General features: G+C 62.4%; 20 protein-coding genes. 10 read left to right on the top strand and 10 right to left on the bottom strand.

Annotated features, from left to right (window positions below):
- Positions 1–211 precede the first annotated feature (211 nt).
- The gene (locus tag SB756_RS17785) at positions 212–1,429 is read left to right on the top strand and encodes an MFS transporter (protein WP_341798190.1); all 1,218 of its coding nucleotides are present in this window, start codon (positions 212–214) and stop codon (positions 1,427–1,429) included.
- Between the two features lie 42 nt (positions 1,430–1,471).
- On the opposite strand, the gene SB756_RS17780 is transcribed toward SB756_RS17785, so the two are convergent.
- The 7 genes from SB756_RS17780 to SB756_RS17750 all read right to left on the bottom strand — a co-directional run bounded on the left by SB756_RS17780 (position 1,472) and on the right by SB756_RS17750 (position 6,955).
- A complete protein-coding gene (locus SB756_RS17780; RefSeq protein WP_341798191.1) occupies positions 1,472–2,317 on the bottom strand; it encodes an AraC family transcriptional regulator in 846 nt (281 codons plus the stop codon).
- Positions 2,314–2,628 (bottom strand): AzlD domain-containing protein, encoded by a 315-nt coding sequence (locus SB756_RS17775; protein ID WP_010953340.1) that lies wholly within the window; start codon positions 2,626–2,628, stop codon positions 2,314–2,316. Before SB756_RS17775 ends, SB756_RS17780 begins: the two co-directional genes overlap by 4 nt.
- Entirely contained in the window at positions 2,625–3,317 is a 693-nt protein-coding gene (locus SB756_RS17770) for an AzlC family ABC transporter permease (RefSeq protein WP_410911265.1), read from the bottom strand. Before SB756_RS17770 ends, SB756_RS17775 begins: the two co-directional genes overlap by 4 nt.
- A 264-nt stretch (positions 3,318–3,581) precedes the next feature.
- Positions 3,582–4,268, bottom strand: coding sequence for a sel1 repeat family protein (locus SB756_RS17765; protein ID WP_410911264.1), 687 nt, complete (start codon positions 4,266–4,268; stop codon positions 3,582–3,584).
- Between the two features lie 147 nt (positions 4,269–4,415).
- Positions 4,416–5,498: a hypothetical protein gene (locus tag SB756_RS17760; RefSeq protein ID WP_410911263.1), complete on the bottom strand. Its 1,083-nt coding sequence runs from the start codon at positions 5,496–5,498 to the stop codon at positions 4,416–4,418.
- A 39-nt stretch (positions 5,499–5,537) separates the two neighbouring features.
- Positions 5,538–6,164: a LysE family translocator gene (locus tag SB756_RS17755; RefSeq protein ID WP_341798193.1), complete on the bottom strand. Its 627-nt coding sequence runs from the start codon at positions 6,162–6,164 to the stop codon at positions 5,538–5,540.
- A 2-nt stretch (positions 6,165–6,166) separates the two neighbouring features.
- Positions 6,167–6,955: a YqcI/YcgG family protein gene (locus SB756_RS17750; RefSeq protein ID WP_341798194.1), complete on the bottom strand. Its 789-nt coding sequence runs from the start codon at positions 6,953–6,955 to the stop codon at positions 6,167–6,169.
- A gap of 159 nt (positions 6,956–7,114) precedes the next feature.
- Between SB756_RS17750 and SB756_RS17745 the strand changes: the two genes are divergently transcribed.
- Entirely contained in the window at positions 7,115–8,035 is a 921-nt protein-coding gene (locus SB756_RS17745; RefSeq protein WP_019471102.1) for a LysR substrate-binding domain-containing protein, read from the top strand.
- Here the strand turns inward: SB756_RS17745 and SB756_RS17740 are convergent.
- Entirely contained in the window at positions 8,016–8,912 is an 897-nt protein-coding gene (locus tag SB756_RS17740; protein ID WP_410911262.1) for a LysR family transcriptional regulator, read from the bottom strand. The genes SB756_RS17745 and SB756_RS17740 overlap by 20 nt on opposite strands.
- Positions 8,913–9,029: 117 nt before the next feature.
- Here SB756_RS17740 and SB756_RS17735 point away from each other — a divergent pair, with 117 nt between their 5' ends.
- The 8 genes from SB756_RS17735 to SB756_RS17700 all read left to right on the top strand — a co-directional run bounded on the left by SB756_RS17735 (position 9,030) and on the right by SB756_RS17700 (position 24,757).
- Positions 9,030–10,220 carry an MFS transporter gene (locus tag SB756_RS17735; RefSeq protein ID WP_410911261.1) on the top strand — a complete coding sequence of 397 codons (1,191 nt, stop codon included), beginning with the start codon at positions 9,030–9,032 and terminating at the stop codon, positions 10,218–10,220.
- A gap of 34 nt (positions 10,221–10,254) precedes the next feature.
- Complete coding sequence (locus SB756_RS17730) at positions 10,255–12,615, top strand: DNA polymerase II (protein WP_410911260.1); 2,361 nt, start codon at positions 10,255–10,257, stop codon at positions 12,613–12,615.
- A 78-nt stretch (positions 12,616–12,693) separates the two neighbouring features.
- The gene (locus SB756_RS17725) at positions 12,694–17,115 is read left to right on the top strand and encodes an NEL-type E3 ubiquitin ligase domain-containing protein (RefSeq protein ID WP_410911259.1); all 4,422 of its coding nucleotides are present in this window, start codon (positions 12,694–12,696) and stop codon (positions 17,113–17,115) included.
- Between the two features lie 98 nt (positions 17,116–17,213).
- Positions 17,214–21,707, top strand: coding sequence for an NEL-type E3 ubiquitin ligase domain-containing protein (locus SB756_RS17720; RefSeq protein WP_410911332.1), 4,494 nt, complete (start codon positions 17,214–17,216; stop codon positions 21,705–21,707).
- Between the two features lie 227 nt (positions 21,708–21,934).
- Positions 21,935–22,495, top strand: coding sequence for a DUF4174 domain-containing protein (locus SB756_RS17715; RefSeq protein WP_410911258.1), 561 nt, complete (start codon positions 21,935–21,937; stop codon positions 22,493–22,495).
- Positions 22,496–22,669: 174 nt separating this feature from the next.
- Entirely contained in the window at positions 22,670–23,161 is a 492-nt protein-coding gene (locus SB756_RS17710; RefSeq protein WP_341798201.1) for an EF-hand domain-containing protein, read from the top strand.
- 74 nt (positions 23,162–23,235) lie between these two features.
- Entirely contained in the window at positions 23,236–24,069 is an 834-nt protein-coding gene (locus SB756_RS17705) for a DUF692 domain-containing protein (RefSeq protein WP_410911257.1), read from the top strand.
- Positions 24,062–24,757 carry a DUF2063 domain-containing protein gene (locus SB756_RS17700; protein ID WP_410911256.1) on the top strand — a complete coding sequence of 232 codons (696 nt, stop codon included), beginning with the start codon at positions 24,062–24,064 and terminating at the stop codon, positions 24,755–24,757. Before SB756_RS17705 ends, SB756_RS17700 begins: the two co-directional genes overlap by 8 nt.
- A 34-nt stretch (positions 24,758–24,791) precedes the next feature.
- Here SB756_RS17700 and SB756_RS17695 read toward each other — a convergent pair whose 3' ends face one another.
- Positions 24,792–25,277 (bottom strand): DoxX family membrane protein, encoded by a 486-nt coding sequence (locus tag SB756_RS17695; RefSeq protein ID WP_410911255.1) that lies wholly within the window; start codon positions 25,275–25,277, stop codon positions 24,792–24,794.
- Between the two features lie 14 nt (positions 25,278–25,291).
- Positions 25,292–25,909 (bottom strand): ferric reductase-like transmembrane domain-containing protein, encoded by a 618-nt coding sequence (locus SB756_RS17690; RefSeq protein WP_174371138.1) that lies wholly within the window; start codon positions 25,907–25,909, stop codon positions 25,292–25,294.
- Between the last annotated feature and the right edge of the window lie 6 nt (positions 25,910–25,915).

The following is a 25,915-nucleotide window of genomic DNA, read 5'->3' as shown; positions in this document are numbered from 1 at the left end:
TGCTTGATCTGGTGTGCTGCATCGTTCTGTCATGCAGTTTTGCAGACCTAGGCCCGCTTTCGGCATCGGTTAAAGCGTGTAGGAATATTCTCAGCCTGATTCTTACTACGCTGGCCGTGCCCGCTATGGTTACAACTTCAGCGTTGAGCCCGGTGGTGGATGAACTCTAAAGTCAGTCGACCTAAACCGCTGGCTCAGGAATACAGCCATTATGCAGGCGTTGAGTCGTAACCCCGGAACACGTTCTCTGGCGTTGGGCTATTGCTTTTCCAAATGTGGTGAATTTGCCTTCGAAGCTGCGTTTGCCGTGGCAATCGTGTCCATGACCGAGGCGGATCTGCTTTTGATTGGCATCGCCTATTTCTTCCGCTACTTGCCGAGCATGGTGTTTTCACCCTTGGGGGGCTGGCTGGCGGATAACGCAGACAAGAAACGAACACTATTTGCGGTCGAGGCGGCCAAAGGCCTGCTGGCACTTGCCTTCTTTACCTTGTTCAGCTTGTCCTCACCCGTGTTGCCCGTACTGGTCGGCCTTGCGATGCTGATGACAGCGCTCGAATGCCTTTATGTGCCTGCGTTTCGCGCGTACTTTCCGGACCTTGTCGAAAAGGCCCAGCTGGCCTCGGTGAACAGCGGTATCCAGGTGATCGAGGATGCTGCCTCGATTATCGGGCCGCTGGTGTTTTCGGCATGTGTGTTACTGCTGACTCGCGAAGCAACCTTCTTGTTCTTTGCGGGGTGCCTGGTATCGTCGGCCATTTCCATCGCGACCCTGGGGCCTGCCAGGCAGGGCGCCCGGCAGGCATTCGATGGGCGCGCCATAGTCCGGGATGCGGCGCGCAGTGTCAGTCAGCTCAGGGTCAGCAATGCGCCTTTGTTTGCTGTTATTGGCTGCACCACGCTCTGTGCGATGTTCGCCACCTCGGTGATTCGCTTCATCCTTCCTGCGTCAGTGCTGGAACACTTCGCCTCTGAAGCGGCGGTGGGCTACGTATTCTCACTGCTTGCGGCAGGCACTGTGTTGGGTGGCGTGCTCTACACACGCTTCAACCCGCGCACCACCGCACGATTGGTGGTGCGTTACTGGGTGCTGTACGGTGCACTGTTTTTTGCTGCAGCCGTGGCACTGCAATTCAACAACTGGCTGTTCCTGCTGATGTTGTTCCTGGTCGGCTTCATGGGTGCATTTGTCGATATCGCTATCGTGACCAACATCCAGTGTTTGTCGAGCGAGCATGAAGTTGGCAGGAATTTTTCCCTCTACTACTTTACTGCCGTCATTGGTGACGCCGTTTCAGGGCTGGTTGCCAGCCTGGTCTTTGTGCTTGCGGGGCCGGCCACGTTGGTCTGGATGACGTTCATGCTGTTCATCGCGCCAGTACGCTGGAACCTGAAAGCACATTCCCTGGATGGCGACAATCGTGGATAGCCCGACGCGCGCTGTGTCGCATGGGGCAAGCTTGAGTTGGCTTCAGGCGGGTAATACAGATTGAGCGCATGCCTGCCGATACGCCCCCGGCGTCACCCCATAGGCTTGCTTGAACTGCCGGCTCAAATGGCTCTGGTCGGCAAAACCAAGGTCGAACGCCACCTCCGAGGCGGCCAGGCCGCTCTTCAGCATTTCCCGGGCGCGGGCCAGGCGCCGCTGCTTCAGCCAGGCGTGCGGCGGCTGGCCGGTGGCTTGGCGAAACACTCGGGCGAAGTGGAAGGGTGACAGGTTGACGGCCGCCGCCAGCGCTTCGAGCGAGGGCGGGTCGGCCAGTTGGCTTTCCAGCAGTTCGCGGGCGCGGGCCACGGCCAGTGGTTCGCGGCCTGGGGCGGAGGGTTCGGCGCATTGCCCGTGGCGTTGCGCCAGGGCCAGCACCGCCTGGCGCCAGGCGGTCTGTTGCTGCAGGGCGCTGGCGCCGTTTTCGGACAACTGATGCAGCTGGCTGAAGGCGATGGCCAGGGCCGGGTCGTGGATCACGCTGTCCTTGAAGCTGGGCATGCCGTGGCGGCCCAGTTCCAGTTCGTCCAGTACACCGGTGACCCGCTCGTGCTCGGGGTAAAAGCCGCGATAACGCCAGCCCGCCTCATGGGCGGTGGCGCCGGTATGCAGCTCGTCGGGGTTGATCAGCACCATGCTGCCGACCGGCGCCAGGTGCTCGCTGCCGCGGTGCCAGAAGCGCTGGGCGCCGGATTCGATCACCGTGAACACATAGCCTTCATGCACATGCGGGGCGAAGCGCTGCTGGAAGTAGCGCGCGTGCAGCATCTCGACGTCGCCCAGGGCCGGCGCCTGCCAGAGGTGTGTCTGCTCGCGCAGGGGCGTGGTCATGCCAGCCAGCTGCGCAGAAGGAAGAAGATCAACATGCTCACCAGCATGCTCAGCAACACGCTGCGGGTCAACAGGACCAGGGCGATGGCCACCAGTGAACCGAGCAGGTAGGGGTTGAGCAGGCTCAGGTTGAGCTGGTGGTCGGGCATGAAGATGATCGGGCCGCAAATGGCGGTGAGCATGCCGGGCACGGCAAAGCCGAGGAACTGCCGGGCATTGGAGCTCAGGCGCAAGGGCAGGCGTGGCTCAAGGAACGCGTAGCGGTTCAGGAACACAATGGCGCCCATGGCGAAAATCAGGATCCAGGTCATGCGCGGGCTCCGGCAAATTTCTGGCAGATGAACCCGGCGCTCATGCCCAGCAGGCCTGCAGCCACCAAGGCGGCCTCCCAATGCCAGTAGCTGAACAGCACCGAGCAGAACAGCGACACGGCTACGCACACCACGGTAGCCAGGTTGCGCACCAGCGGCGCGATCAGGGCGACGAAGGTGGCGACGATGGAAAAGTCCAGGCCGAGTTGGTCGAGGTGGGGAATGTTCTGGCCCAGCAGGATGCCGGCCAGGGTGAACAGGTTCCAGGCAACGTAGAACGTCAGGCCTACCCCCAGGGCATACCAGCGGTTGAATTGCTGCTGGTCGTACTTGCTGGTCAACGCGAAGAACTCGTCGGTCAGCAGGAAGCCCAGGCTCAACCGCCAGCGCAATGGCTGGCTGGACAGCACCGGGCGCATCGACAGGCCATAAAGCAGGTGCTGGGAGGTCAGCAGCAGGGTGGTGAGCATGATCGACGCCAGGTTGGCGCCGCCCTTGAGCATGCCAATGGCAACCAGTTGCGCGGCACCGGCGAAGACGATGGCTGATAGCCCTTGCCCCTGCCAGGCACTGAGGTTGGCCTCGATGGCCATGGAGCCGGCCAGCAGGCCCCAGGGGGCGACGGCCAGGGACAACGGCATGATGGCGATGGCGCCGTGGAGGAAGGCTTGGCGAGCGATGTGGGGCATGATGGCTGCAATGCGTGTACGAGGCAGATCAGCATGCCAGACGGGGCGGGGGATGGCTTGAACGATCTTGCTGATCGGGTTTGATTTCAAGGCAAACACAAGCCCTGTAGGAGCAGCCTTGTGCTGCGAAGAGGTCATGGCAGCCGAAAACAATCTTTAGCCTTACCGGCCTCTTCGCAGCACAAGGCTGCTCCTACAGTGATCGCGCGGAATCCAAAGTTTGAGTGAGACAGTTGCCCAACAGGGACCGCGTCTGGCAGAGGATCACGGGTGGCGGGTCAGGTGTTGTTGCGCCGTCACGCAGCCGTTGATGTCCACGGCTTTCTGCAGCAGGCTCAGGCGGTGCGGTGGGTCCAGGTCGCCGAGCAGGCGGTACACCTCGGCCTGGTAGTCGCGCTGGCGCCCCCACAACATTTGCAAGCCTTCTGGCCGGCTGCGGCTGCAGGCCAGGCGGGTGGTCGGTTGCGGGTAGTAGGGGGCGTACACGGTGGCCATGCTGGGGATGGCCTCCAGCGCGGCACGGTATTCGCTGCTGGCATTGTAGGGCTGGCACCAGGTGGCGATCGCTGGCGCGGGTGCGGCAAACCCCTGCTTGAGACTGGCTTCGAGCAACGGGCAAGCGGCATCCGGAATTTGCGCGGCGGGCAGGTAAGTCATGTAGTACAGCGCCAGGCGGTACTGGGCGACCGGATGGCCCAGCTCTACCGACTTTTTCAACAGGGCAACCGCTGTCGGCAGCGTATGGGCCATGGCCTGGCCCTGGCGGCTGAGCTCGGGATCGCCGCCCAAGGCGGTGCGCAGGGTACTGGTATCGTCGCCCTGGTTATCGGCCTGCTCCAGCAGCGGCAAGGCCTGGCGATAGAGCAGGTCGGCGTGAGGGTCGATGCGCACCTCCAGCGCGTGCGCAGCCAGCGGCATCAGGGCGGCCAACAGCGGGGGCAGGCGTCGCATGCGGCTCACAGGCAAGCCCCGTGGGCGGCCAGGCAAGGATGGGCGGCTTCGATGTTAATGGCGGTCAAGCGTACGCCTCTGGAAAATCGGAACGACGGCCTATTCTAGCCACCCAATGGGGGTGGCCGGAAGACCAGTCGACAACTGTCAGACGAGCTTGATCGGCGTGACCTTGCGTTGAGCGTGTTTTTCCTGGGCCAGGCCAAGCTTGGCGGTAATGACCTTGGCCAGGGCGTTGTTGCCCAGGTCGTTCAGGTGCAGGCGGTCGATGAACAGGTCGGCGCCGAACACTGGCGAGCTGCTGAGCATGCCGTTCATGTCATAGCAGGGCACCGGGTCGGCCTGGCTTTTGATGCGGCGGAAGAAGGCCGAGTGCAACTGGCTGTCGAATGCGCCGTCCAGCAGCCGGTCGAAGTTTGCCGGTTGTTGTTCCAGCGCGGCCAGCATGGCCTGCTCGCCAGCGGGCAGGGTGTCCCGGCACCAGGGCAGCAACGGCTGCAGGATGAAGGTGAGGGTAGCGTGGCTGTCTGCCAGCAGCCGGTCCCACTGACGCAAGGTGCGGCCAATGCTGTCGGCCGCGCGGGCCAGTCGTTTTTCCGGGGGCGAAAGCGGCCAGATGACCGGGGCTTGGGCCGCAGGCGTGGTCAGGGCCTGGCCGATGCGCCGCCACAGTGACGGCCTGCGGGGTGGTGCGGCAGGCTGCAGGCCTTCGCTGAAACTGTTGAGAAAAGCCTGGTAGGCCTTGGCGTGCAGTGGGTCGTTGGGGCTGCCGAGCACTTCACACAGCGCTTCGTGGGCCAGGCTGTTGAGGCCGCTGAGCACCACCACGTGGCCGAGCTGGCCAAGGCGGTGCTGGTGAGTCAGGAACATCAGCAGTTCCTGGCTGGCATTGAGCCCGCAACCGGCCAGGCTCAGCCAGACCTCGCCGGTGAGTGCCGACAGGTGCGAGGCCACCGTGTGTTCGTCGGAGCTGGCGCCGATGCCCAAGGCCGTGGAGCCGCCGACCAGCAGGTTGATACGTGAAGCGCCGCCGCGTTCGGCCGCCGAAAAACGCTTCCCGGCGCAATGGCTGTAGCGCAGGCCAAGGGCATCGGTGTTGATGGTGCCGGAGCGGTAGCCGGTTTCATGCACGTGCACAGTGTGCGGCGCACGGCGGCTGCCCAGCAGCAGAAAGCGCTGGTAGTCCTGTTGCAGCGGCGAAGGAGTCGGGCTCGTATCAGTCGCTGTCATGGTTTTTCCTTCTGTTGCAACGGGCACTTCGCATCAGGGTCAGGCCGCCAGTTCGTTAATGTTGTACAGCAGGCCGCCGGCGGCGATCAGCAGCAGGGCAACGCCCGAAGCCAGGCTGATCACGCGGTTGCTGCGCTGCGAGGCGATTTTGCCGATGGCGAAGATGTACAGGCTGAGCACGGCGAAATCGATGGCCACCCACAGCAGCGACAACACCACCATGCTTTTGCCGAACGACTCGGTGATCTGGATGAACTGTGGGAAGAAGGCGATGAAGAAGATGATGTCCTTGGGGTTGGAAATACCCACCATGAAGCCTTGCAGCAGCCCGCCACGCGCGGCCTTGGGCGCCTCGCTCGCCGCCTCCGGGGCCGGCGCCTGCAGGGCGTCCCTCAGCGTGCCCACGGCGATGTAGCCGATGAACAGGCAACCCAACAGGCTCATGGTGCTGAGCCATGCCTTGTCGATCGCGGCGCTGGTGAGGATGATCCAGGCTGCGGCGCCGATCAGCACCAGTGAGGCCCAGTTGGTGCCAACGGCGGTGAACATGGCCTTGCGCGAGCCGGAGGCAGCCGCAGTGTTGACGATCAGCGCCACCACCGGGCCGGGGGTGGCGATGAGCAGCAGGACGGTGAGGGCATAGGTGAAGGTGAGTGCGGTATTCACGGTCAGTTCTCGATCAGTAAGTCGGGTGTCGCAGGGTGTGCGGCATGTGCGTGGAACGGGCAGCGCGACGGGTTGAGCGAGCCTGTCTCCTGCAGTTGGTATTGCTTCCATTCGTAGTTGTCGGTATCGCCGAAAAAGCCAAGGGTGTCGGGCATGACGCCGTCGTTGTAGTGGTGCACGCGCTCGCGTATGCGCTCGCGGATGCGTTTGCCACTCTCGGTGTTGGCGTTGGCCACTTCGTCGAAGTTCGCCCGTGGATTGATGACGAAGGTGATGTGATGCCCCAGGTTGCGGCTTTTCATCTGCTGGTGGCCAGGGAAGTTCATGTTGATGAACAAGGGCATGCCGGCATAGCAGAACGACCAGCCGTTGTCGTCGGGGTCGGTCGGCATGCCCTGCGGCCAGGGGTGCGGGTCGCGCGCATGCACGCCACGCAGCACCTTCCAGGCCAGCGCCTGCTGTTCGGCCAGGGTGTAATCGGCGGCGGTTTCGAGAAACACCACCAGTGGGCTGCCGATGCGCTGCTTGGGTGTGATCGGGGCGATGGTACCCACGTAGTCGGCCAGGCCCTGGGCGATGTCATCGGCCAGTTGCTCGGCGCGGGCGAAGAGGATGTGGCAGGTTTCGCCATTTACCGCCTTGCGGCCGAACAGGCAAGGGAAGTCGGGGTTGGCGAGGATACTGCGAAAGTGTTCTATGGTTTTGAAGGTCCAGTGTTGCGTATTGCATCCATGTTCAACGGCCTGCTCTAGCGCATCCAGGCGATAGCAATTTCCATATCCCGTAAACATGATTTCCCCAGGCGTTGATTAAGTGAACGTTCCAGTCATATGCAGGCAGGATCTTGGTTATGTTTATTATTTACCTGCATTTTCCGAGACGCTCTCGACGTTGTAAAACGCGTGGAACTATGACCTACTATTAGTCTTGTTCATGCTCGGGACGTCGCCATGTCGGAACGGATTCAGGCCTTGCACGCCCTGCGTGCCTTCGAGGTGGCCTCTCGCTATGGCTCTTTTACCCGTGCGGCGGAAGAACTGGCCCTGACCCAGGGTGCGGTCAGCCATCACATCAAGACCCTGGAAGCACTGTTTGGCTGCGACCTGTTCGAGCGGCGTGGCCCGAAACTGAGCCTGACCGAGCACGGGCGCCTGCTGTCGCAAGAGCTGAAGGTTGGCTTCAAGATCATCGAAAATGCCTGCGCGTTGCTGCGTCAGGACCGCTACGGCCTGCGCCTGAAGGCGCCGTCCACGCTCACCATGCGCTGGCTCTTGCGGGCGCTGGATGCGTTCAAGAAGGCCGATGACAACTGCAGCGTGCAACTGTCCAGCGTGTGGATGGATATCGACAGCGTGGACTTCTATTCCGAGCCCTACGACTGCGCCATCCTGTTGGCCAGCGGGCGTTTCCCCGCGGATATCGAGAGTTTCAAGCTGTTCGATGAATGGCTGATCCCGGTGTGCCAGCCCGATTACATGCCACAGGCTCAACCGGCCCTGGCGGACCTGGCCCAATGCGAGTTCCTGCACCCGTCACCCGACCGGCGCGACTGGCGGCGCTGGCTGGCGCGGATGGGCGCACTGGAAATCAGCATCGACCAGGGGCAAGTGTTCGATACGCTCGACCAGGGCATTTCGGCTGCCCAGCAAGGCCTGGGTATTTCGGTGGTCGACCTGGTGCTGGCCAGTGCCGACCTGCAGGCCGGGCGCCTGGCCACGCCGTTCAAGCATGCAGTGGCCACAGGTGACGGGTACTACATGACCTGGCTAAAGGCCAGCCCAAAAGCGCGGCAGATGCACAAGCTGCGCGATTTCCTGCTGGGCCAGGTGCCACCGCTGGCCTACAAGGACATCAATTACCTGTACGGTTGAACACCCGCTCGAGCATGAAATCGATGAACACCCGCAACTTCGGCGGCATCTGCCGCCCGGACGGCCACAGCAGGTAGAAGCTGCCGCGCCGTTCCATGAAGTCGTCGAGGACACTGACCAGGGAGCCATTGCCCAACTCACGACCCACGTTGAAGTCCGGCAGACAGGTAATGCCGCGGTGGTTCAAGGCAAAGCAGACGCGTGTTTCGACGTGGTTGCAGACCATCGAGATGGGGATGTCATAGGCTTGCTCGGGATGCTCCTGGCGCAGCGGCCAGGTTTCCAGCTTGCCGTTGCTGGGGAAGCGATAATGCAGGCAGGTATGCACCGCCAGGTCGCGTGGGTGCAAGGGGGTGCCGCGTTCGCGCAGGTACTCGGGCGAGGCCACCAGGCGGTGCTGAAAGTGGCCCAGGAATTTGGCGCTGAGCCGGGAGTCCACCGGCTGTCCGCCGCGCATCACCACATCGAAGCCTTCGCCGACGATATCCACCATGCGGTCGGAGAAGTCCAGGTCCAGTTCAACCTGTGGGTACAGTGCCATGAACTCGGCCAGTGCCGGCATTACCAGTCTGGTCACCTGCGGCATGCTCACCCGCAGGCGCCCGCGCGGCGTTTCGCTGGCCTGGGACAGTTCCTGCTCGGTGGCCTCTATTTCGGCAAGGATGCGGCGGCTGCGCTCGAGGAACATCGAGCCTTCGGCGGTGAGGGTAATGCTGCGTGTGCTGCGGTGGAACAGGCGCACGCCCAGGCGGTTTTCCAGGCGCGCCACGCGTTTGCCCACGGCCGAGGCAGTGATGCCCAGCGACTGGCCGGCGGCGACGAAGCTGCGGGTTTCGGCCACCCGATTGAAAACCACGAAGCCGCTGAGGCTGTCCATGTTGCATTCCTGATTGCGGACATAAATGTCCTGGGTGAGCGGCATTGTAACCGTCTTTTTCCGCATTGGCCTTGCTTGCAGACTGTCCGCCTTGTTTTCCCACTCAAGGCAATTGCAATGTCCCAGACATCCTCCCCACCGTTGCTGGATGCCAGTAGCGAACGCCTGCCCCTCAGCGGGCTGCTGGCACTGGCCATGACCGGCTTTATCGCCATCCTCAGCGAAACCCTGCCGGCGGGCTTGCTCGACCAGATCGCCGACGGCATGCACATCAGCCAGGCCATGGCCGGGCAATGGGTCACGGCCTATGCCTTGGGTTCACTGTTGACAGCCATCCCGCTGGTGACCTTGACCCAGGGCTGGTATCGCCGGCGGGCCCTGTTGCTGGCGATCCTCGGTTTTGTGCTGTTCAACGGGCTGACGGCCTTGTCGGGCTCCAACAGCCTGACCCTGGTGCTGCGCTTTTTCACGGGGGCTGCGGCCGGCCTGGCATGGGGCCTGATCGCTGGCCATGCCCGGCGCATGGTGCCGGCACCGTTGCAGGGCCGGGCCATGGCGTTGGCGATGCTCGGGCAGCCGATTGCCTTGTCGCTCGGGCTGCCCATTGCCACCTGGCTGGGCGCTGGGCTGGGCTGGCGTGCAACGTTTGTGCTGGTCACCCTGGTGGCGTTGCTACTGGTGGTGTGGGTGCTGCGCTCGGTGCCGGAGTACCCGGGGCATGCCGCTGGCAAGCGGCCCGCGGCCATGCAGGTGCTGCGCACGCCGGGGGTGTTGATCGTGCTGCTGGTGATCCTGACCTGGATCCTTGGCCACAACATCCTCTACACCTACATTGTGCCGCTGCTGGCGGCGGCCGGCATGGCTGGGGAAATTGGCGCGGTGCTGATGGTGTTCGGCCTTTCGGCGCTGGCCGGGATCGGCCTGGTGGGGATGCTGGTCGACCGACACCTGCGCAAGCTGGTGTTGCTGAGCCTGGCCGGTTTTGCCTTGGCCACGCTGGCATTGGGGCAGGCGTCGTCGTGGTTGATGTACCTGAGCATCGCCCTGTGGGGCTTGACCTACGGTGGCGCACCGACCCTGCTGCAGACCGCCTGTGCCGATGCGGCGGGCGAGGGCGGGGATGTGGCGCAATCGATGCTGGTGACAGTGTGGAACAGCGCTATCGCCTTGGGCGGGATCGTGGGTGGCGCGTTGCTCGTCGGGGGCGGGACCGAGGCTTTTGGCGGGGTGGTGTTGGCATTGATCGCGGTGGCCTTGTTGTTGACCTGGGCAGCGCGCAGAAGTGGCTTCGTGGCGGGGGCTCGCTAGCGTAGAATTGCGTTTTTCAGCAGAGGTCGACGCAGTGGAGTTGCAGCAGGGTTTTGTGCTGACCCGTCATTGGCATGACACGCCCGAAGGCACCTGCGTGGAATTCTGGCTGGCAACCGATCAGGGGCCACGGCAGCTACGTCTGGCGCCACAGGTCTCGGTGGCGTTCATTGCGCAGACGCATGAGGCGCATGCGCGGGTGTTGCTGGCCAACGAGCCCGGCGTCGAGCTGCGGCCACTGGGCCTGAAAGACTTCGACCAGCGCCCGGTGCTGGGGTTGTACTGCCGGCAGCACCGGCAACTGATGCAGTTGGAGCAACGCCTGCGTACGGCGGGTGTCGAGGTGTTCGAAGCGGATATCCGCCCACCCGAACGCTACCTGATGGAGCGGTTCATCACTGCCCCGGTGCAGTTCACCGGCCAACCCGATGCCCAGGGCGTCCTCTGCGATGCCCAGCTCAAACCCTCGCCCGGTTATCGCCCGCCGCTGCGCCTGGTGTCGCTGGACATCGAGACCAGCGAGCGTGGCGAGCTGTACAGTATCGCGCTGGAGGGCTGTGGCCAGCGCCAGGTGTACATGCTCGGCCCGGCCAACGGCGATGCCGCCGAGCTTGACTTCGACCTGGAGTATTGCGCTGATCGCGCCGCTTTGATTACCCGGCTCAACCAGTGGATGGCCAGGCATGACCCGGACGCGATCATTGGCTGGAACCTGGTGCAGTTCGACCTGCGCCTGCTGCATGAGCATGCCAAGTCGTTGCAGGTGCCACTGACGCTGGGGCGCAACGGTGCGGCCATGACCCTGCGCAGCCATGCCGGTGGTGGCCACGTTTTTGCCGATGCGCCGGGGCGTTTGCTGATCGATGGCATCGAGGCGTTGCGTTCGGCTACTTGGAGTTTTCCCTCGTTCAGCCTGGAGAACGTTGCCCAGACCCTGCTGGGCGAAGGCAAGGCCATCGACACGCCGTACCAACGCATGGACGAGATCAACCGCCGCTTCGCCGAAGACAAACCGGCTCTGGCGCACTACAACCTGAAGGACTGCGAACTGGTCACGCGCATTTTCGCCCATACCCGGCTGCTCGACTTCCTGCTTGAGCGTGCGTCGGTGACGGGGCTGGCCGTGGACCGCAGCGGTGGGTCGGTAGCTGCGTTCTGTCACCTGTACATTCCACCGATGCACCGCCTTGGGTTTGTCGCGCCCAGCCTTGGCAGCCGCCCTGACGAAGCCAGCCCCGGCGGTTTTGTCATGGATTCGCGGCCGGGGCTTTACGATTCGGTGCTCGTGCTGGACTACAAGAGCCTGTACCCGTCAATCATCCGTACCTTTCTCATCGACCCGATCGGGCTGATTGAAGGCCTGCGTCTGCCTGACGACGCACATTCGGTCGAGGGTTTTCGCGGTGGGCGTTTTTCACGCACACAGCACTGCCTGCCAGCCATCGTCGAACGGGTGTGGCAGGGCAGGGAAGCGGCCAAGCGCGAGGGCAATGCGCCGCTGTCGCAGGCCTTGAAAATCATCATGAATGCCTTCTACGGCGTGCTGGGTTCCAGCGGTTGCCGTTTCTTCGATCCGCGCCTGGCGTCGTCGATCACCATGCGCGGCCACCAGATCATGCGCCAGACCAGGTCCCTGATCGAGGCGTGTGGCTACGATGTGATCTACGGTGATACCGACTCCACCTTTGTCTGGCTCAAGGGGGCCCATGCCGAGGAGGACGCGGCGCGCATCGGCCGCGAGCTGGTGGCAAAGGTCAACCAATGGTGGCAAGCCCATCTGCACGAGACCATGAACCTGCAGAGCGCCCTCGAACTGCAGTTCGAGGTGCATTACCGACGCTTCCTTATGCCCACCATCCGCGGTACCGATGAAGGCAGTAAAAAGCGCTATGCCGGCATGGTGCAGCGGGCCGACGGTTCGCAAGAAATGGTTTACAAGGGCCTGGAATCGGTGCGCACCGACTGGTCACCGCTGGCCCGGCAGTTCCAGCAGGAACTCTACGGCCGTGTGTTCCGCAGCGAGCCCTACCGAGATTATGTCCGCGAGTACGTGCGGCGAACGTTGGCCGGCGAGCAGGACGAACTGCTGGTTTATCGCAAGCGCCTGCGTCGCCCGCTGGCCGATTACCAGCGCAACGTGCCGCCGCATGTGCGTGCCGCACGCCTTGCCGACGAGTACAACAAACGTCTGGGGCGCCCTTTGCAGTACCAGCGTGGGGGCTGGATCAGTTACGTGATCACCACCGCCGGCCCTGAGCCGCTGGAAAACCTGCAGGCACCGATCGACTACGATCACTACATCAGCCGTCAGCTATTGCCGGTGGCCGACGCCATCCTGCCTTTTGTTGGCGATGATTTCGTTCGCCTTACCGACCATCAGTTACTGCTGTTCTGAATGGGTGGTAGATAGCTAGGCGTCAGCATCACGCTGCAGTCTTCAGACTCGGACCTCCATGCTACCGCGGAGGCAGAGATGCACAACACGAGCAGTCAACCATCGGCTGCGGTCGATACCCTTGCCATGGCACAAGCATGCCAGGACCACTACATCGCACGGCGGCTGCCGGCCTGGATGAAGCGGCTGAGCATGGCCGAATTCACCCTGTTGAGCGGGGCATTGCCTGAACTGCTAGCCTGTCGCGCAGGCTTGTCCTCAGCGCTGGCGCGGCTACGCAACCTGAGTGCATTCACCCAGCCCTTGCTGCAGCAAGCGCTGGGTACCCACGGCAGCCTTGATGTAGATCGCTTGTACTTTCGCCAGTGGTATACCTTCACGTCGCCGACGATCAATTATGTAACCAGTCGGCTTCCGGTTGTCGCCAACGACTACTACGACATTCCTCTGCTCGAGGCCGCCTTGGGCAATTTCACCGCGCAACAGCAGCGCGACCAGCCGCCTGGTAATTGCCTGGTCGATGCGCATGGCGAAAAGCGTGCTGAACTATCTGCAACGGCCTTCGCCAGGCTGTGTCGCACGCTGGACCTCGGGCAGAAATACCAGGCGCACCTGGATGACGTACTGCAGCCCGAGGTCAAGGGGTTGCTGACACGACGGCAACGCTACAGCATGCTGGTGGATGCCTTGCAAGCCAGGGCGCAAGGCGTATTGAGCGCAGCCGAACTGCAGTGGGTGGTCGCGCTCTGCCTTGAGGACACGCTCGGCAAACTTGAAGGTGCACCGGTTCGCGTGCGGCAGTTGGCGTTGTTCGGTTGCCGCCTGCAGCAGATCGTCGTGCTGGACGTGATCGACGATGGCGTGTTGTTCGACACCAGCAAGCGCGTGCTGGTCTATGTGCCGGGTGACCCGCATGGCCCCTGGAGCGTGCGCAGCGACCTGGATGAGTATGCCCGCCGGGTGCTTGGCAAACGCCTGCGCGAAGATGACTACCGGCGTTTCTTCAACCGCTTCGTGCGCCGACGCGACAGCCAGCGATTTTTTTCGGCCGTCAGCGAGCGGCTGGATGACGTGGCCGGCTGGGCGACCAGAGACCTCGATGAGCAGACCTTCGCATATCGCCTGCCCCTGTTCGAACACCTTGCGAACGACTGGGTCGCGTGGATCAAGGACGATGCTGCCGTCATCGCCCCGCCCGTGGCCTTGCTTGATCGCGAGGTCCAGGCCGAACACGCCCGCCGTTTGCGTGCTGAAGGCTGGACGCTGTTGGGTGTTGCAGGGCTTTTCGTTCCGGCCATCGGCGCGGTGTTGTTGGGGGTGATGGCCTGGGAACTGCTACAGCAGACCTTCCAGGCGATAGGGGACTGGCAGGACAACGAACGCAATGCGGCACTTGCGCACCTGCTGAATGTTGGCAAAGGGCTGCTGGCTGTGGGGACAACCGTTGCCGTGGTCGCCACCGCCCGACGCGCCTGGAGCGTGGTCGACAGCCTGGTGCCGGCGCAGCTGGAAAGCGGGGAAGAAAAACTGTGGAACGCAGACCTCAGCCCCTATCGCGGCGAAAGCCCGCCAGCTACGGCAGTGCTGGACATGCAGGGTACGCACCGCTTTGGCGAGCGCCGCTGGATCAGCATGGACGGGCACTGGTATGAGGTGAGCTGGTACGACGCCGATGAGCAGTGGCAACTGCTCCCCTATCAGGGCTATGCGCCGCCGCTGCGCCACAATGGCGCCGGTGCGTGGCGGCTGTGGTGCGAGCAGCCCGCCGAGTGGGACGACACACGCCAGTTGTTCCGCCGCCTGGGCGGGCCATTCAGCGACCTTGACGATGCGCAGATCGACCGGTCGCTGGCGATCCATGGCCTCGATGATCAGCACCTGCGGGCATGGCATGTGTATGGACGACCAGCGGAGGCAGCGCTGGTCGACACCGTCGCACGCGTGCGGCTCGCCGGCAGGATTGGTACGTTGATCAACCAGTTGCGCGAGGGAGGGGTAACCGCAGACCCGCTGCTGATGGCGCGGGTCATGCGCCTTCCACAGGCGCCCGGGAAGCACGGGCCAGCGTTGGCCGATGTGGCTTGGGCCGGGCGACGGGAACTGCTGCAGACGGTATACGACGAGCAGAACCCCGACACGGAAACCGGCCGCCTGTTACGGCAGGATTTCACCAGCCTGCACCGTTTGGCCGCGGATGAGGTGCTGCGCAATGCCAGCGAGGATGACGTGCAGCTGTTGCGTGAAACGGGGCGTGTACCGTTGCTGATGGGCGAGGCTGCAAGGTTGCAGGTAGCGCGAATTCGAATGGCGCGGGTGTATGAGGCGCTGTGCATCGACACGCCGCAAAACCTCGACCTGGCGCGGGTAGTATTGAACCTGCTGGTGCATGTGCCAGGCGCTGGCGGCCCGGGCTGGCGGTTGTTCGATGCAGATGCCAGCGAGCCGTTACTGACGGTCCAGGGATCGGGGCAGACGTTTGACCTGCTTCATCGCCATGGGCTGTTCCGCCTGCGCGCCCGAACGCCCAGCGTTGTCGGTGAGACGGGCGAGTTATTCGAAGCTTTGGCCGGAGCCTATGACGACGCAGCACAAGCGGCCATCGGCCAGGGTCAGCCTTTTGTGCCTGCGCTGCGCCAGGCGTTGACCAACGTTGCTTTCGACCGACGCCAGGCCGTGGTGAACCTGCTCAGGCTGGAACAGCCCAGCGGCTCGTTTCTTGCGCCGCAGCGGCTTGCGGATGGCCGGATTGGTTACCCCATGGCTGGCGGCAGGCTATGGGGGGCGCTAGGGCGAAACAGGCCTAGGGCGTTTCAGGCCCGGTTGCGAGACCTGTACCCGGCCTTTACCGACGAACAGATCGAGCGCTGGTTGGCCTCAGGCGACGCGCAGGCCAGGTTAAATAGGCTGGAGCAGCAATATGGGGTGCTGAAGAGATACTTGACCAAGTGGGCACGCAGTGCCTTGCTATCCTCGGAGCTGGTCGCACGGCGTGAATTCAGAAAGGGCCTGATCGACTGCTGGCGCTCTCTTGTGCCCGAACTGCAAGCGCAAGCGGCACTGGACGACGGGCGCTTCATGCTGACCCAGACGATCAGCCGCTTGGGCCACCTGCCGGCCCTGCCTGCGCAGGTGGGCTTTCCCCACGTCTCCATCCTGGCCCTGCGCTCCATGCGCGTGGAGCATGTTCCGGATGAGTTTCTGCAGGCATTTCCCAACTTGCGCAACCTCGAAATCACCAATTGCCGACTCAGGCGTTTGCCATTGCCGCTGGGGCTTGTCCAGAAGCTGGAGGTGCTCGACTTGTCTGGTAACCAGATCGCGCTCGACCAAGGCCAGGCATTGGTCCTGGCAGATTGCCGGTCCCTGGTATACCTGAACCTTTCGAACAACCCGCTGCGCAGGGCATTTTCTGTCCTCGCAATGACCGAGCTGAATGCTCTTTACCTGACCAACACACAGATACCCGAGTTTCCCTACGGGCTGATGGACGCGCCAGAACTGCATACCCTGAATCTCAGCGGCAACCGTATTGCGGAACTGCCAGAGGGCTTTCATCGATCGCAGCTGTGGCGCTCGGGCAGGGTCGAGCTTTCCGGCAACCTGCTGGAGGGCGCTCAGGATGGGTTATCAACCTGGCATTTGCTTGAGGCCAGTCGCGTACCTTACCGGTTGCGCATTCTGGATGCGTTGCCTGGCGAACGTCGGGATGAAATGGCTGCACTGTGGGCCCATCTGGAGGCCGAGGAACAATCGGAAGAGTTCTTCAATACCCTGTCGATGCTGACAGAGTCGGGCGCCTTCAGTTTCTCATCGACCGCATCCGCGCTGGCGGCCCGGGTGTTCGACATGCTCCAGGCGATGTCGGAGCATGATGCCCTCAGGCAGGAGCTGTTCGAGCACGCTGCGGCGACCGGTTGCCAGGATAACGCCACCGCGCGTTTCGCCGACCTGGAACTGCGAGTGATGATATGGCGCACAAGGCATAGCGGATCCGCCCGGCCTGAACGGGCCTTGCTGAAGCTCGGTGCCCGGATGTGGCGGTTGGCGGTGCTTGAGCAAATTGCCGCTGAACATGCTCAGCGGGTGGGGGCGGGGGCTGAATCGATCGAATTCGCCTTGGCCTATCGAATTGGCTTGCGCACGTCGCTGGACTTGCCTGGCCATCCCGATGAAATGCTCTATGCAGGTATCCCTGCCTTGGGTAAGCAGGACCTTCTCCAGGCCCGTGAAAGGGTTCTGGCGCGCCAGACCCGGGAGGGCATTGCTGATTACCTGTCACGCCAGTGGTTCTGGCAGGATTACCTGCGCAAGACCTCTGCGGTTCGCTTGCAAGTGCCCCCATCCATGCACGCTGAGCTGGAGCGGCTGATGGCGCTGGGGAACCGGGACGAGGAAATCGCACGGCTGCAGATCCGCAATCAGCAACGCGAGCATGCGGTGTTGCTGCAGTTGACGCTGGAGGCGCTGGACCGGAATACGGTGCAGCGTGTGCTCAGCTAGCGGGTGGCCGGTTGTCTGGCCGCAGGCATTAGTTATATAGCGCCTGGCGGGGAGCAGGCGACTTAGTCTGGCTTCTTTTCATGAAGAGGCCCCTAGCCATGGACACCACTGTGCCGTCAGATGCGCAGGCCGCCATCGATGCTTTCCAGGACGGCATCATCGGCAGGCGCCTGCCACCCTGGTTGCGTCATGCACCGGCTGAGCAACTGCCAGAGATCGGCAAGGCATTGGCAAACAGTCTTCGCTGCCGTGAGCAAGTGAATGCCGTGCTGCGAGGTATCGAGGGCCTCGACAGTTTCGTCGCATCAGCCTTGGGAAAGGCCCTCGACGAGCGTTACGGGCTTGGCCGTAACCCGTACTTGCTCAGGTTTCTGGAGGGCCGCCGGGAGCCTGTGATCAACAGTCAGCCGGTAGGCGCGCACCTGACTGACGTGGTGTATGAAGAAAAGCCGCTGCTCGAAGTGGCATTGCGCAACTTCACGGCCGCGCAGGCGCAGGAAGGTGGTCAGCCACGCGGTAACCGGCTGCTGCTTCCACGCCACGGTACGGTCAAACCCCCTACGAGCATCGAATTTGCCGGACTGTGTCGTGAGCTGGACCTGGGTGAGCGCTATCAACGTCATCTGGATGCCATCCTCAAGCCCGCTGGCAGTGGCGAGTACGTGGTGTCCCGGCTTGTGGATGCCATGCGCTACAGCATGCTGGTGGACGCCTACAAGGCCCGGCAGGAAGGAACGCTGGATGACAGCGAGCTCGGTTTGATGGTGGCTGTGTGCGAGAAGGGGAAGCTGCTGCGTCTGGCGGGGGACCTTGTCCAGGCCATGCAGCTGAAGTTGCTGGGTTGCAAGATCGAGCAGGTGACAGTGTTCGTCGTGGTTGAGCAGGGTGTGCTGTTCGACACTACGCGTCGGGTGTTTCTATACGTACCTGGGGACCCTGGTTCGCCTTGGAGCGTGTTCGAGAGCATCGACAAACTGAACCGCCACCTGGGCCGTCGCTTGCGAGACAAGGCCTATCAGCGTTTCTTCAGCCGCTTCGTGCTGCGGCGTGATAGCCAGGCGTTTTTCGCCCAGGTCGCGGAGCTCTTCGATGACTTGGCGGACTGGGCCTTTCGCGATCTCGAACCGCGTTTGCAGGCCTACCCGCATCCGTTGTTCATAAGCCTGGCACAAGCACGCATCCACCAGATCAAGGACGATGCGGCGATGATCGCAGTTCCTGTGGCCAGACTGGATCGTGAGGTTCAGCGCCAGCATGACCTACGCCTTGAAGCCGAAGGGTGGGCGCTGCTCAACCTGGCCAGTTTCTTTCTGCCTGGGCTCGGCCTGGCGCTGCTGGCCGTGACGGCCTGCGAACTACTGCGTGAGGTCTACCATGGCGTCGAGGCTTGGCATGAAGGCGCTCGCCAGGAGGCGCTCGACCATTTGACCCATGTGGCTACAGACCTTGCCGTCGTGGCGACCACGGTAGCCGGGGTGGGTGTGGCTCGACGGATTTGGGCTCGCTCTGCACAGGTCGATGCCATGGTGCCGGCTCGGCTGGAGGACGGCACTGAGAAACTCTGGCAACACGACTTGACCCCGTTTCAAAGCCAGGCCCCCGTTGCGGCCTCAAGCCGGGATGCCTTGGGTATTCGGCGTCAGGACGGGCAGGCCTGGATCGAAATGGACGGGCATCACTATCGCGTGGCAGAGGCGGGTGATGATCAATGGCAGTTGCATCCGGTCGACGGCCACGGGCCGTTGCTGCGCCACAATGGCGCAGGTGCCTGGCGGTTGTGGAGCGAGCAACCGGCTCGGTGGACCGACAAATACCGCATGTTCCGGCGTTTGGGTGAACCCTTCAATGGGCTGAATGACGAACAGATCGATCAGGTTCTACTGTTCCATGGCCTTGATGGCGACGACGTGCGGGGCTTGCATGTACACGCCCAGGCACCGAGCCCCGGGATGATTGACAGTGTGGAGCGGGTCAGGCTTGACCAACGCATCCGCAGCATGATTGGCCGTTTGCGCAGCGGCGAGCCGGTAGAAGATGCAACAGTGCTCGATCATGCTCGGCGCTTGCCAGGCGCGAGTGGCCTGACAGATCAGGCCCTGGCCGCGCTGGCATGGACGCAGCGCCGAACACTGCTGCAGCACCTTTTCGAAGCCTTGCAGCCCAGCGACACCCCTGGCAGCGCAGCGTTGCGCCGGGTCTTCCCTGGGCTGAGCGTGCGCGGTGCGCAAGCATTGGTACAGGCTGCCACCAGCGTTGACCGCACACGGTTGCTATCCAGCGGCAGGGTTGCACTGGGGCTTGCCGAGGCGGCGAGGGGCAGTTTGCTGGTTACCCGGCAGGCTCGGTTATTTGAAGCGCTGTACCTTGATACGCCGCAGCATGCAGACCTGGCACGGGTAGCCGTGGGCTTGTTGCGGTATCTGCCTGGGGGCGAGCGAGGGGTGTGCTGGCGGGTGTACGAAGGTTGGCTGGGCGGGCCGATGCTGGCGAAGACCGAGCAAGGGCAGGGGGCGTTCGACCTGGTGCACCTGGAGGGTTCCTTTCAGCTGCATGACAGCCACGGCAGGGCGTGTGGTGAGGCAGGTGAGTTGTTCGACGTCATGGCGCCAGCCTATACCGATGTACAACGGGAGGCGATGGGGATCGGTGATCCATTCTCGCACAACCTCAGGGTGATACTGGGGCGCGAAGCGGTACGCCATCGTGATGAGATCAGTCGTTTGCTTGGCGCGGTACGCCCGGGTGCTGTTCGAGGGCCGATGCGCTTGGCCGATGGACGTATTGGCTACCCACTGGGTGGTGGTGGAGTGGGTGGCTTTGCATCCAGGGGGAGTGCCCTGAGGGCAACGTTGCGCGAGCTCTTCCCGTGGTTGAGTGATCAACAGGTCGAAACCTTCGCCGATGACGCCAGGCGTTCAGGGCACCAACTGGAAGAAGTACTGACTAGCCTTCACAATGAGTTCGCGATGCTTCGCAGGACCATGAATACCTGGGTGGCACGAGGGCGGGGCGATGTCATGGATGATCGCGAAGCGTTGCGCCAGACGTTGTTCAATTGCTGGAGGCGGTCGGTGGGTGTGGGGGAACTGCAAATCAATGCCCAGGAAAACCTCCACGTCATGTTCTGTAATTTCAGGCCGGGCGGCTTGCCCAACATTCCCGTGCAGGTCAGCTTCAGGGGCGTTACCAGCCTGTCTCTGTTGCACCTTGACCTACTGGAGGTGCCAAGCAGCTTCCTGCTGGCTTTCCCTAATCTGCAAACCCTCGACCTGGGAGGGAATCTTCTGACGCGTCTTCCGCAACCTTTGCTGCAGATAGAGCAGCTGCGGCATCTGAGCCTGACCAACAACCGTATCGTCCTGAACATTACACAAACCGCCACACTGGCCAGTTGCGCCGGCCTGCAGTCACTCGACCTGTCCCATAACCCCTTGGGCAGCAGGTTCATGCTGGCGGGTTTGGCTGAATTGCGTTGGCTGAACTTGCGCGACACACAGATCTCACAATTTCCACTGGGCGTGTTCGACAACACTCAATTGCTGTCCGTTGACCTGCGGGATAACCGGATCCGGCTCGTTCCAGAGGGTTTCTACCAGTTGCCTGTGTGGCATCGGCGGCGATTTCGTCTGAATGCGAACCCCCTCGGCGAAGCCCAGACGTTACGCTTGCAGGCTGCGTTGAATAGTAATGGTCCTGACCTCGACGAGGAGCAAGTGCAGCTACGGATGAGTCATGCGCGTGAAATATGGGGGGATGCAGTGGCCCCGGAGCATCGCGGCTTGATGCTTGCTGCCTGGGACTCGCTGGATTCAGGGCAGGACGCCGAGCGTTTTTTCCGTGTGCTTCGCCAGTTGTTGCTGTCCGAAGATTTTCGTGTCAATGCGCGTGCAATGGGCAATCGGGTAATGGCGGTATTGCAAGCGATGGCCATTACGCCGGAGTTGCGGCAGAACTTGCTTTCAGTGGCCAATGATGAGTGGGGGTGCCAGGATGGTGCAACCTGGTGCTTGAGCAACCTTGAACTGAATTTGCTGGTTTGGCAGGTTGAGCACGCGGCTCAGGGAGAAAGCGAGCGCGCTTTGCTAGACCTGGGCAGACGTTTATGGCGCCAGGATGCAGTCGACATGTTCGCTACCCGATGGGCGTTACAGCATGGCAGGACACTGGAAGGAAGCGAGGTGGGGTTGGCTTTCAGGATCGGGCTGAGGGAGCGTCTCGACCTGCCATTGCAGGTGGGCGAAATGAGCTTTCTTGCGATCTCGGGCGTCCTGGAGGCGGACCTTGCAGAGGCAGAGGCTGTGGTGCGGGATGCAGAAACGCCGGAAGAGATTGCCCGCTCCATGGTTGACCGTGAATTCTGGCAGGCGCACCTGGAGCGTTCCCATCCTGAGCGATTCGCGGCGGTCGACCTGCCGTTCAGAAGGCAGCTTGAAACCGTGCTTGACGACGAAGCGCTGACCGAAGGGGCCATGATCGACCAGGCGGATGCCATTCGTGATGCTCAGCGCGCTGCACGCAGAGGGCTGATGCTGGATATGACGATTCACGCGATGGAAGTTGCACCCATGGGGCCAGCGATCGATGTGCGTTGACCAGCGCTCAGATCAAGGGCTGCCTGGCCCTGCCAAAGCGGCTTTGGGCTATGCTCAATCGTGCTGACAGTGGTTTGTACCAGCGCCGTAGTCTTGGCTTCAGGTGGCTCGGAAATCGACAGTTACTTTTGCACACCCCGTTCTGGAATGAAGTGGTTTAGGCTCCCTGTCGGATTTTTCTCCGTGATCTGTAGTCATTGGTATATCGAGACAATAAGGAGATACGCATGCTTGTCCGGTCACTGACCCTCGCAACCTTGCTTGCTGTTGCCGGCCCCCTGTTTGCCGCAGACAGTGATGCGCCTCTAGCCAAGGAACTGGGCAAGGCCAGACCATTGGTGGTTATCGCTCCCAGCAGTGCCGACCCAACGTTGCGAGGGCTGAACAAGGCGCTTGAGGACCCGGCCACCCAGGCTGCGTTCAAGGAGCGCAATCTTGTCCTGTACAGCGTCGCCAACATGATGGGCAAGCGAGAGGACAAGAACCTCGAGCAGCAGACGACAATGGCCCTGATTCGGGAACTGAAGCTGGGTGCGAGCAAGGGGACCAAGGTGATTCTGGTGGGCAAGGACGGTGAGCGGCACATGCTCAAGGACGACGACACCGGCGAGGCCATCGACCCACAGGTGATCCTCAAAGCGGTCGATGAACTGCCTGCCAGCGAAAAGGCGGTGGCGGCGCCCGAGCCCGTAGCGGCGGCCCCGCAAGCCAAGGACAAGGACAGCAAGTCGGCCAAGCCTGCCAAGCCCGCCAAGCCAGCGGCCCCGCCCAAACCGCTGGAAGACTGATCACGCCTCAGGGCTCCAAGGCACCTTGGGGCCCGTTGCCGGGTGGTGTGTATCGCACTGTATCTGCCTGTGCTGCAGACCTACTGCCATACAAAAGTGCGCCTGGCACGATACATCCACGACAAACCGCAACGGCCTAATGGCTCCACTTTCCAACCCCAGTGGAGCTGCATCATGACTCAAGCAAAAAACACCCTCGGCCTGCTCGGCGCCGCCCTGATCGGCAGCATGGCAATGAGCAACAGTGCGTTCGCCGTCGAGCCGCTGGCTCAAGGTTACCAACTGGCCTCGGCCAAAGTTGCCGGCGAGGGCAAGTGTGGTGAAGGCAAGTGCGGGGGGAGCGGCAAGGCTTCCCAAAGCGAAGGCAAGTGCGGTGAGGGTAAATGCGGCGCCGGCGCCAAGGCCGGGGCTGAGGGCAAGTGTGGTGAAGGCAAGTGCGGTGACGCCTCGTTCGCCAAAACCGACAGCAATCACGATGGCAAGGTCTCGCGCGATGAGTTTCTGGCGGTGGCCAAGGATCGTGCCCGTGAGTTTGACGCGATCGACCGCAACCATGACGGCTTCATCTCCGAGCAGGAAGCGGCGGATCACCTCAAGGCGATTTATCAGGCCAATGGCAAAGCCATGCCTGATGGGTTGTTCAGCCACCTGACCGGCAAGCCCTGACTTTCTACCCCATGAAACGCCACAACGCTCCTCCTGCTGGCCAGGTGGGGCGTTGTGCTGGTTGGAGAACTTTTATGTTTCCTGCAATGTTGAACATCGGGTTAGGCTTGCGTCGTGGCCTGTTGCCGGAACTGCTGGCCATGGAGGCGGGTGCAGTGGACTTTCTGGAGTGTGCGCCGGAAAACTGGATTGCCGTGGGCGGTGCCTATGGCAAGGGCTTGGCCCAGTTGGCGGAGCGCTTTGCTGTCACCTGTCATGGGTTGTCTTTATCGCTGGGTGGCAGTGAGCCGCTGGACCGCCATTTCCTTGAGCAGACCCGGCAGTTTCTCGATCGGTACCAGGTGCGGCTGTACAGCGAGCACCTAAGCTACTGCAGTGATGACGGGCACCTGTACGACCTGATGCCCATCCCGTTCACCGAGGAAGCCGTACACCATGTGGCCGCGCGCATACGTCAGGCTCAGGAGCAGCTGGAGCGGCGCATTGCCGTGGAGAACATCAGCTACTACGCCGCGCCGTATCAGGCGATGAGCGAACTCGACTTCATCCGGGCGGTGCTCGAAGAAGCGGATTGTGACCTGCTGCTGGACGTCAACAATGTTTATGTCAACGCCTGCAACCATGGCTACGACGCCCAGCAATTCCTTGCAGGCTTGCCCCCGGCGCGAGTGACCGGGATGCACGTTGCCGGGCATTACGATGAAGCGCCGGACCTCAAAGTGGATACCCACGGGGCAGCCGTGAAGGAGGATGTCTGGACCCTGTACGCCAGCGCTTGCGTGCGCTTTGGCGTAAAGCCGACGGTGCTTGAACGTGATTTCAACTACCCGCCCTTGGCCGAACTCTTGGCCGAGACGGCGCGTATGCGTGCTGTGCAATGCGCTGCCGGAGGGCAAGCAGATGGATGAGACCCTGCGTACGCAGCAGTATGCCCTGGCCCGTCACCTGCGCGACCCACAGCGCCATGCCCCGCCGCCCGGCGTCGAGGCCCGGCGCCTGAAGGTTTACCGTGAATTGTTCTATGGTGCCATCGAAGGGTTGCTGGCTGGCAGCTTCCCGGTCATGCGCCAGGTGTTGGGCGAGCAGCGCTGGCACGCCCGAGTACGTGACTTCTACGCCAGTTACCGTTGCCAGACGCCATTGTTTACCGAAATTGCCGAGACGTTCGTCGACTACTTGCAACGTGTGGCGCTGGACACCCCTTGGCAACTGGAGCTGGCGCACTATGAGTGGGTCGAGGCGCAACTGTACCTGAGCGATGCCGAGGACCCGGCGCATGACCCGGGAGGTGACCTGCTGGCTGGAGAGCCGTTGTTGTCTTGTGTGGCGCGGGTGCTGGCCTATCGTTGGCCGGTGGAAAGCATTGGCATGGACTACCAGCCAACGGCTGCCCCAGCATCGCCGAGCTTGCTGCTGGTTTATCGCGATGCCCGGTTGCAGGTGCGTTTTGCCCGGTTGGCACCTATGGCGTACCGGTTGCTGGTGGAGCAGGGGACTGGAAGAGCGCGGCTGCAGGCATTGGGCGGGGATGTGCAGCAAGGGTTGGTATTGTTGGAGGCATTGCGCGAGCAGGGCGTCATTGTCGGAACAGTTTGAAGGCATTGGGGGGCTGCGCAGCAGCCCCCGACCCTCATCTGCCGAACCGCATGCCAAGCCAATGATCGAGGCTAAGGCGCCCGGCGCCCTTGAGCAGCAGGGGTAGCAACGCCACCAGGTAGATCAATGGCAACTTGTAATTGCCGAAGCCCTGGTCGGTAATGGCATAGCCTTGGGCCAGCTCCGCCAGGCCCGACCAATGCGCCGGCCAGTGCACTGCCGCTATCGCTACAACGGTTACCACCATCAAACCCAACGATGCCAGCCGGGTACCCAGGCCCAACAGCAGCAACGGCAGCACCAACTCGGCCCACATCGACAGCTGCCAGTTCAGCTCCGTGGGCAGCAGGTTGAAGGGGAACGGGAAGCTGGACTGCAGGTCGGCGAACCAGTTGCTGCCGTTGAATTTCTCCAGGCCGGACTCGAAAAACTCCCACGCCAGAAATACCCGTAATGGCACGTCGGCACTCCAGCTACCGAGGCGATCAACGGTGGTCAGGGTACGGGTCAAGGTCGTCATTTGCGGTTCTCTCTTCAGGCAAGGGCGCGGGTGCTGCGGCGTTGTTTACGGGCCACTTTGGCGGTGAGCTTGACGGCGATGGCGCTGAACATCAGGGCGAACGCTAGCGGGTACCACCCCCCCATGGGGATGCGTTTGTAGAACGACAGGCAGAACACGGCAGCCAGTACCCACATGCCGCTGCTGTGCAGCGCTTGCCAGGCACGGCGGCCCAACAGCCGCATCGGGGCCTTGAACGAGGTGGCGGTGAGCAGCATCAGGAACAGGTAGCCGAATGTGCCGGGCAGGCTGGAGGTAAATGTGCGGCCGGCCCAGAACAGCTCGGGGAATTGCTGGGCGTAGCGATAAATCAGCACGCCGTGCACGGTGTGGGAGAACGCGAATGCCAACCCCAGGTAGCGTCGCTCCTGAAGGATGCGGCGGCTTGAGGTGCCAGGCAGCAAGGTCACCAGCGACGAGGCCAGGAACGCCAGCAGAAACAGTGCGAACGAGCTACGTGCGGTGGCACGAATGGCACTTCGCAAGCCGTCCGGGTCAGGTTGGCTGGCCAGGACTACGGCGGTCATCGCCAAGGTCAGGCCGGCGAGGACGGCGAACAGCTTCCAGCCGGAGGGTAAAGTGAGGGCTTTCATCAGGGA

It is taken from the genome of Pseudomonas sp. SIMBA_068 (assembly GCF_046534705.1).
Lineage (GTDB): Bacteria > Pseudomonadota > Gammaproteobacteria > Pseudomonadales > Pseudomonadaceae > Aquipseudomonas > Aquipseudomonas putida.
The sequence above is the reverse complement of the archived record's forward strand: the minus strand, read 5'-3'. Positions and strand labels throughout refer to the sequence as shown.

Bases quoted from the DNA above. Each gene is read 5' to 3' on its own strand.
- SB756_RS17740 (WP_410911262.1), bottom strand. From the start codon at position 8,912: ATGGACAGCCTCAGCGGCTTCGTGGTTTTCAATCGGGTGGCCGAAACC.
- SB756_RS17710 (WP_341798201.1), top strand. From the start codon at position 22,670: ATGACTCAAGCAAAAAACACCCTCGGCCTGCTCGGCGCCGCCCTGATC.
- SB756_RS17760 (WP_410911263.1), bottom strand. From the start codon at position 5,498: ATGACAGCGACTGATACGAGCCCGACTCCTTCGCCGCTGCAACAGGAC.
- SB756_RS17765 (WP_410911264.1), bottom strand. From the start codon at position 4,268: ATGCGACGCCTGCCCCCGCTGTTGGCCGCCCTGATGCCGCTGGCTGCG.
- SB756_RS17700 (WP_410911256.1), top strand. From the start codon at position 24,062: ATGGATGAGACCCTGCGTACGCAGCAGTATGCCCTGGCCCGTCACCTG.
- SB756_RS17725 (WP_410911259.1), top strand. From the start codon at position 12,694: ATGCACAACACGAGCAGTCAACCATCGGCTGCGGTCGATACCCTTGCC.
- SB756_RS17735 (WP_410911261.1), top strand. From the start codon at position 9,030: ATGTCCCAGACATCCTCCCCACCGTTGCTGGATGCCAGTAGCGAACGC.
- SB756_RS17780 (WP_341798191.1), bottom strand. From the start codon at position 2,317: ATGACCACGCCCCTGCGCGAGCAGACACACCTCTGGCAGGCGCCGGCC.
- SB756_RS17695 (WP_410911255.1), bottom strand. From the start codon at position 25,277: ATGACGACCTTGACCCGTACCCTGACCACCGTTGATCGCCTCGGTAGC.
- SB756_RS17690 (WP_174371138.1), bottom strand. From the start codon at position 25,909: ATGAAAGCCCTCACTTTACCCTCCGGCTGGAAGCTGTTCGCCGTCCTC.
- SB756_RS17750 (WP_341798194.1), bottom strand. From the start codon at position 6,955: ATGTTTACGGGATATGGAAATTGCTATCGCCTGGATGCGCTAGAGCAG.
- SB756_RS17775 (WP_010953340.1), bottom strand. From the start codon at position 2,628: ATGACCTGGATCCTGATTTTCGCCATGGGCGCCATTGTGTTCCTGAAC.
- SB756_RS17770 (WP_410911265.1), bottom strand. From the start codon at position 3,317: ATGCCCCACATCGCTCGCCAAGCCTTCCTCCACGGCGCCATCGCCATC.
- SB756_RS17785 (WP_341798190.1), top strand. From the start codon at position 212: ATGCAGGCGTTGAGTCGTAACCCCGGAACACGTTCTCTGGCGTTGGGC.
- SB756_RS17705 (WP_410911257.1), top strand. From the start codon at position 23,236: ATGTTTCCTGCAATGTTGAACATCGGGTTAGGCTTGCGTCGTGGCCTG.
- SB756_RS17745 (WP_019471102.1), top strand. From the start codon at position 7,115: ATGTCGGAACGGATTCAGGCCTTGCACGCCCTGCGTGCCTTCGAGGTG.
- SB756_RS17715 (WP_410911258.1), top strand. From the start codon at position 21,935: ATGCTTGTCCGGTCACTGACCCTCGCAACCTTGCTTGCTGTTGCCGGC.
- SB756_RS17720 (WP_410911332.1), top strand. From the start codon at position 17,214: ATGGACACCACTGTGCCGTCAGATGCGCAGGCCGCCATCGATGCTTTC.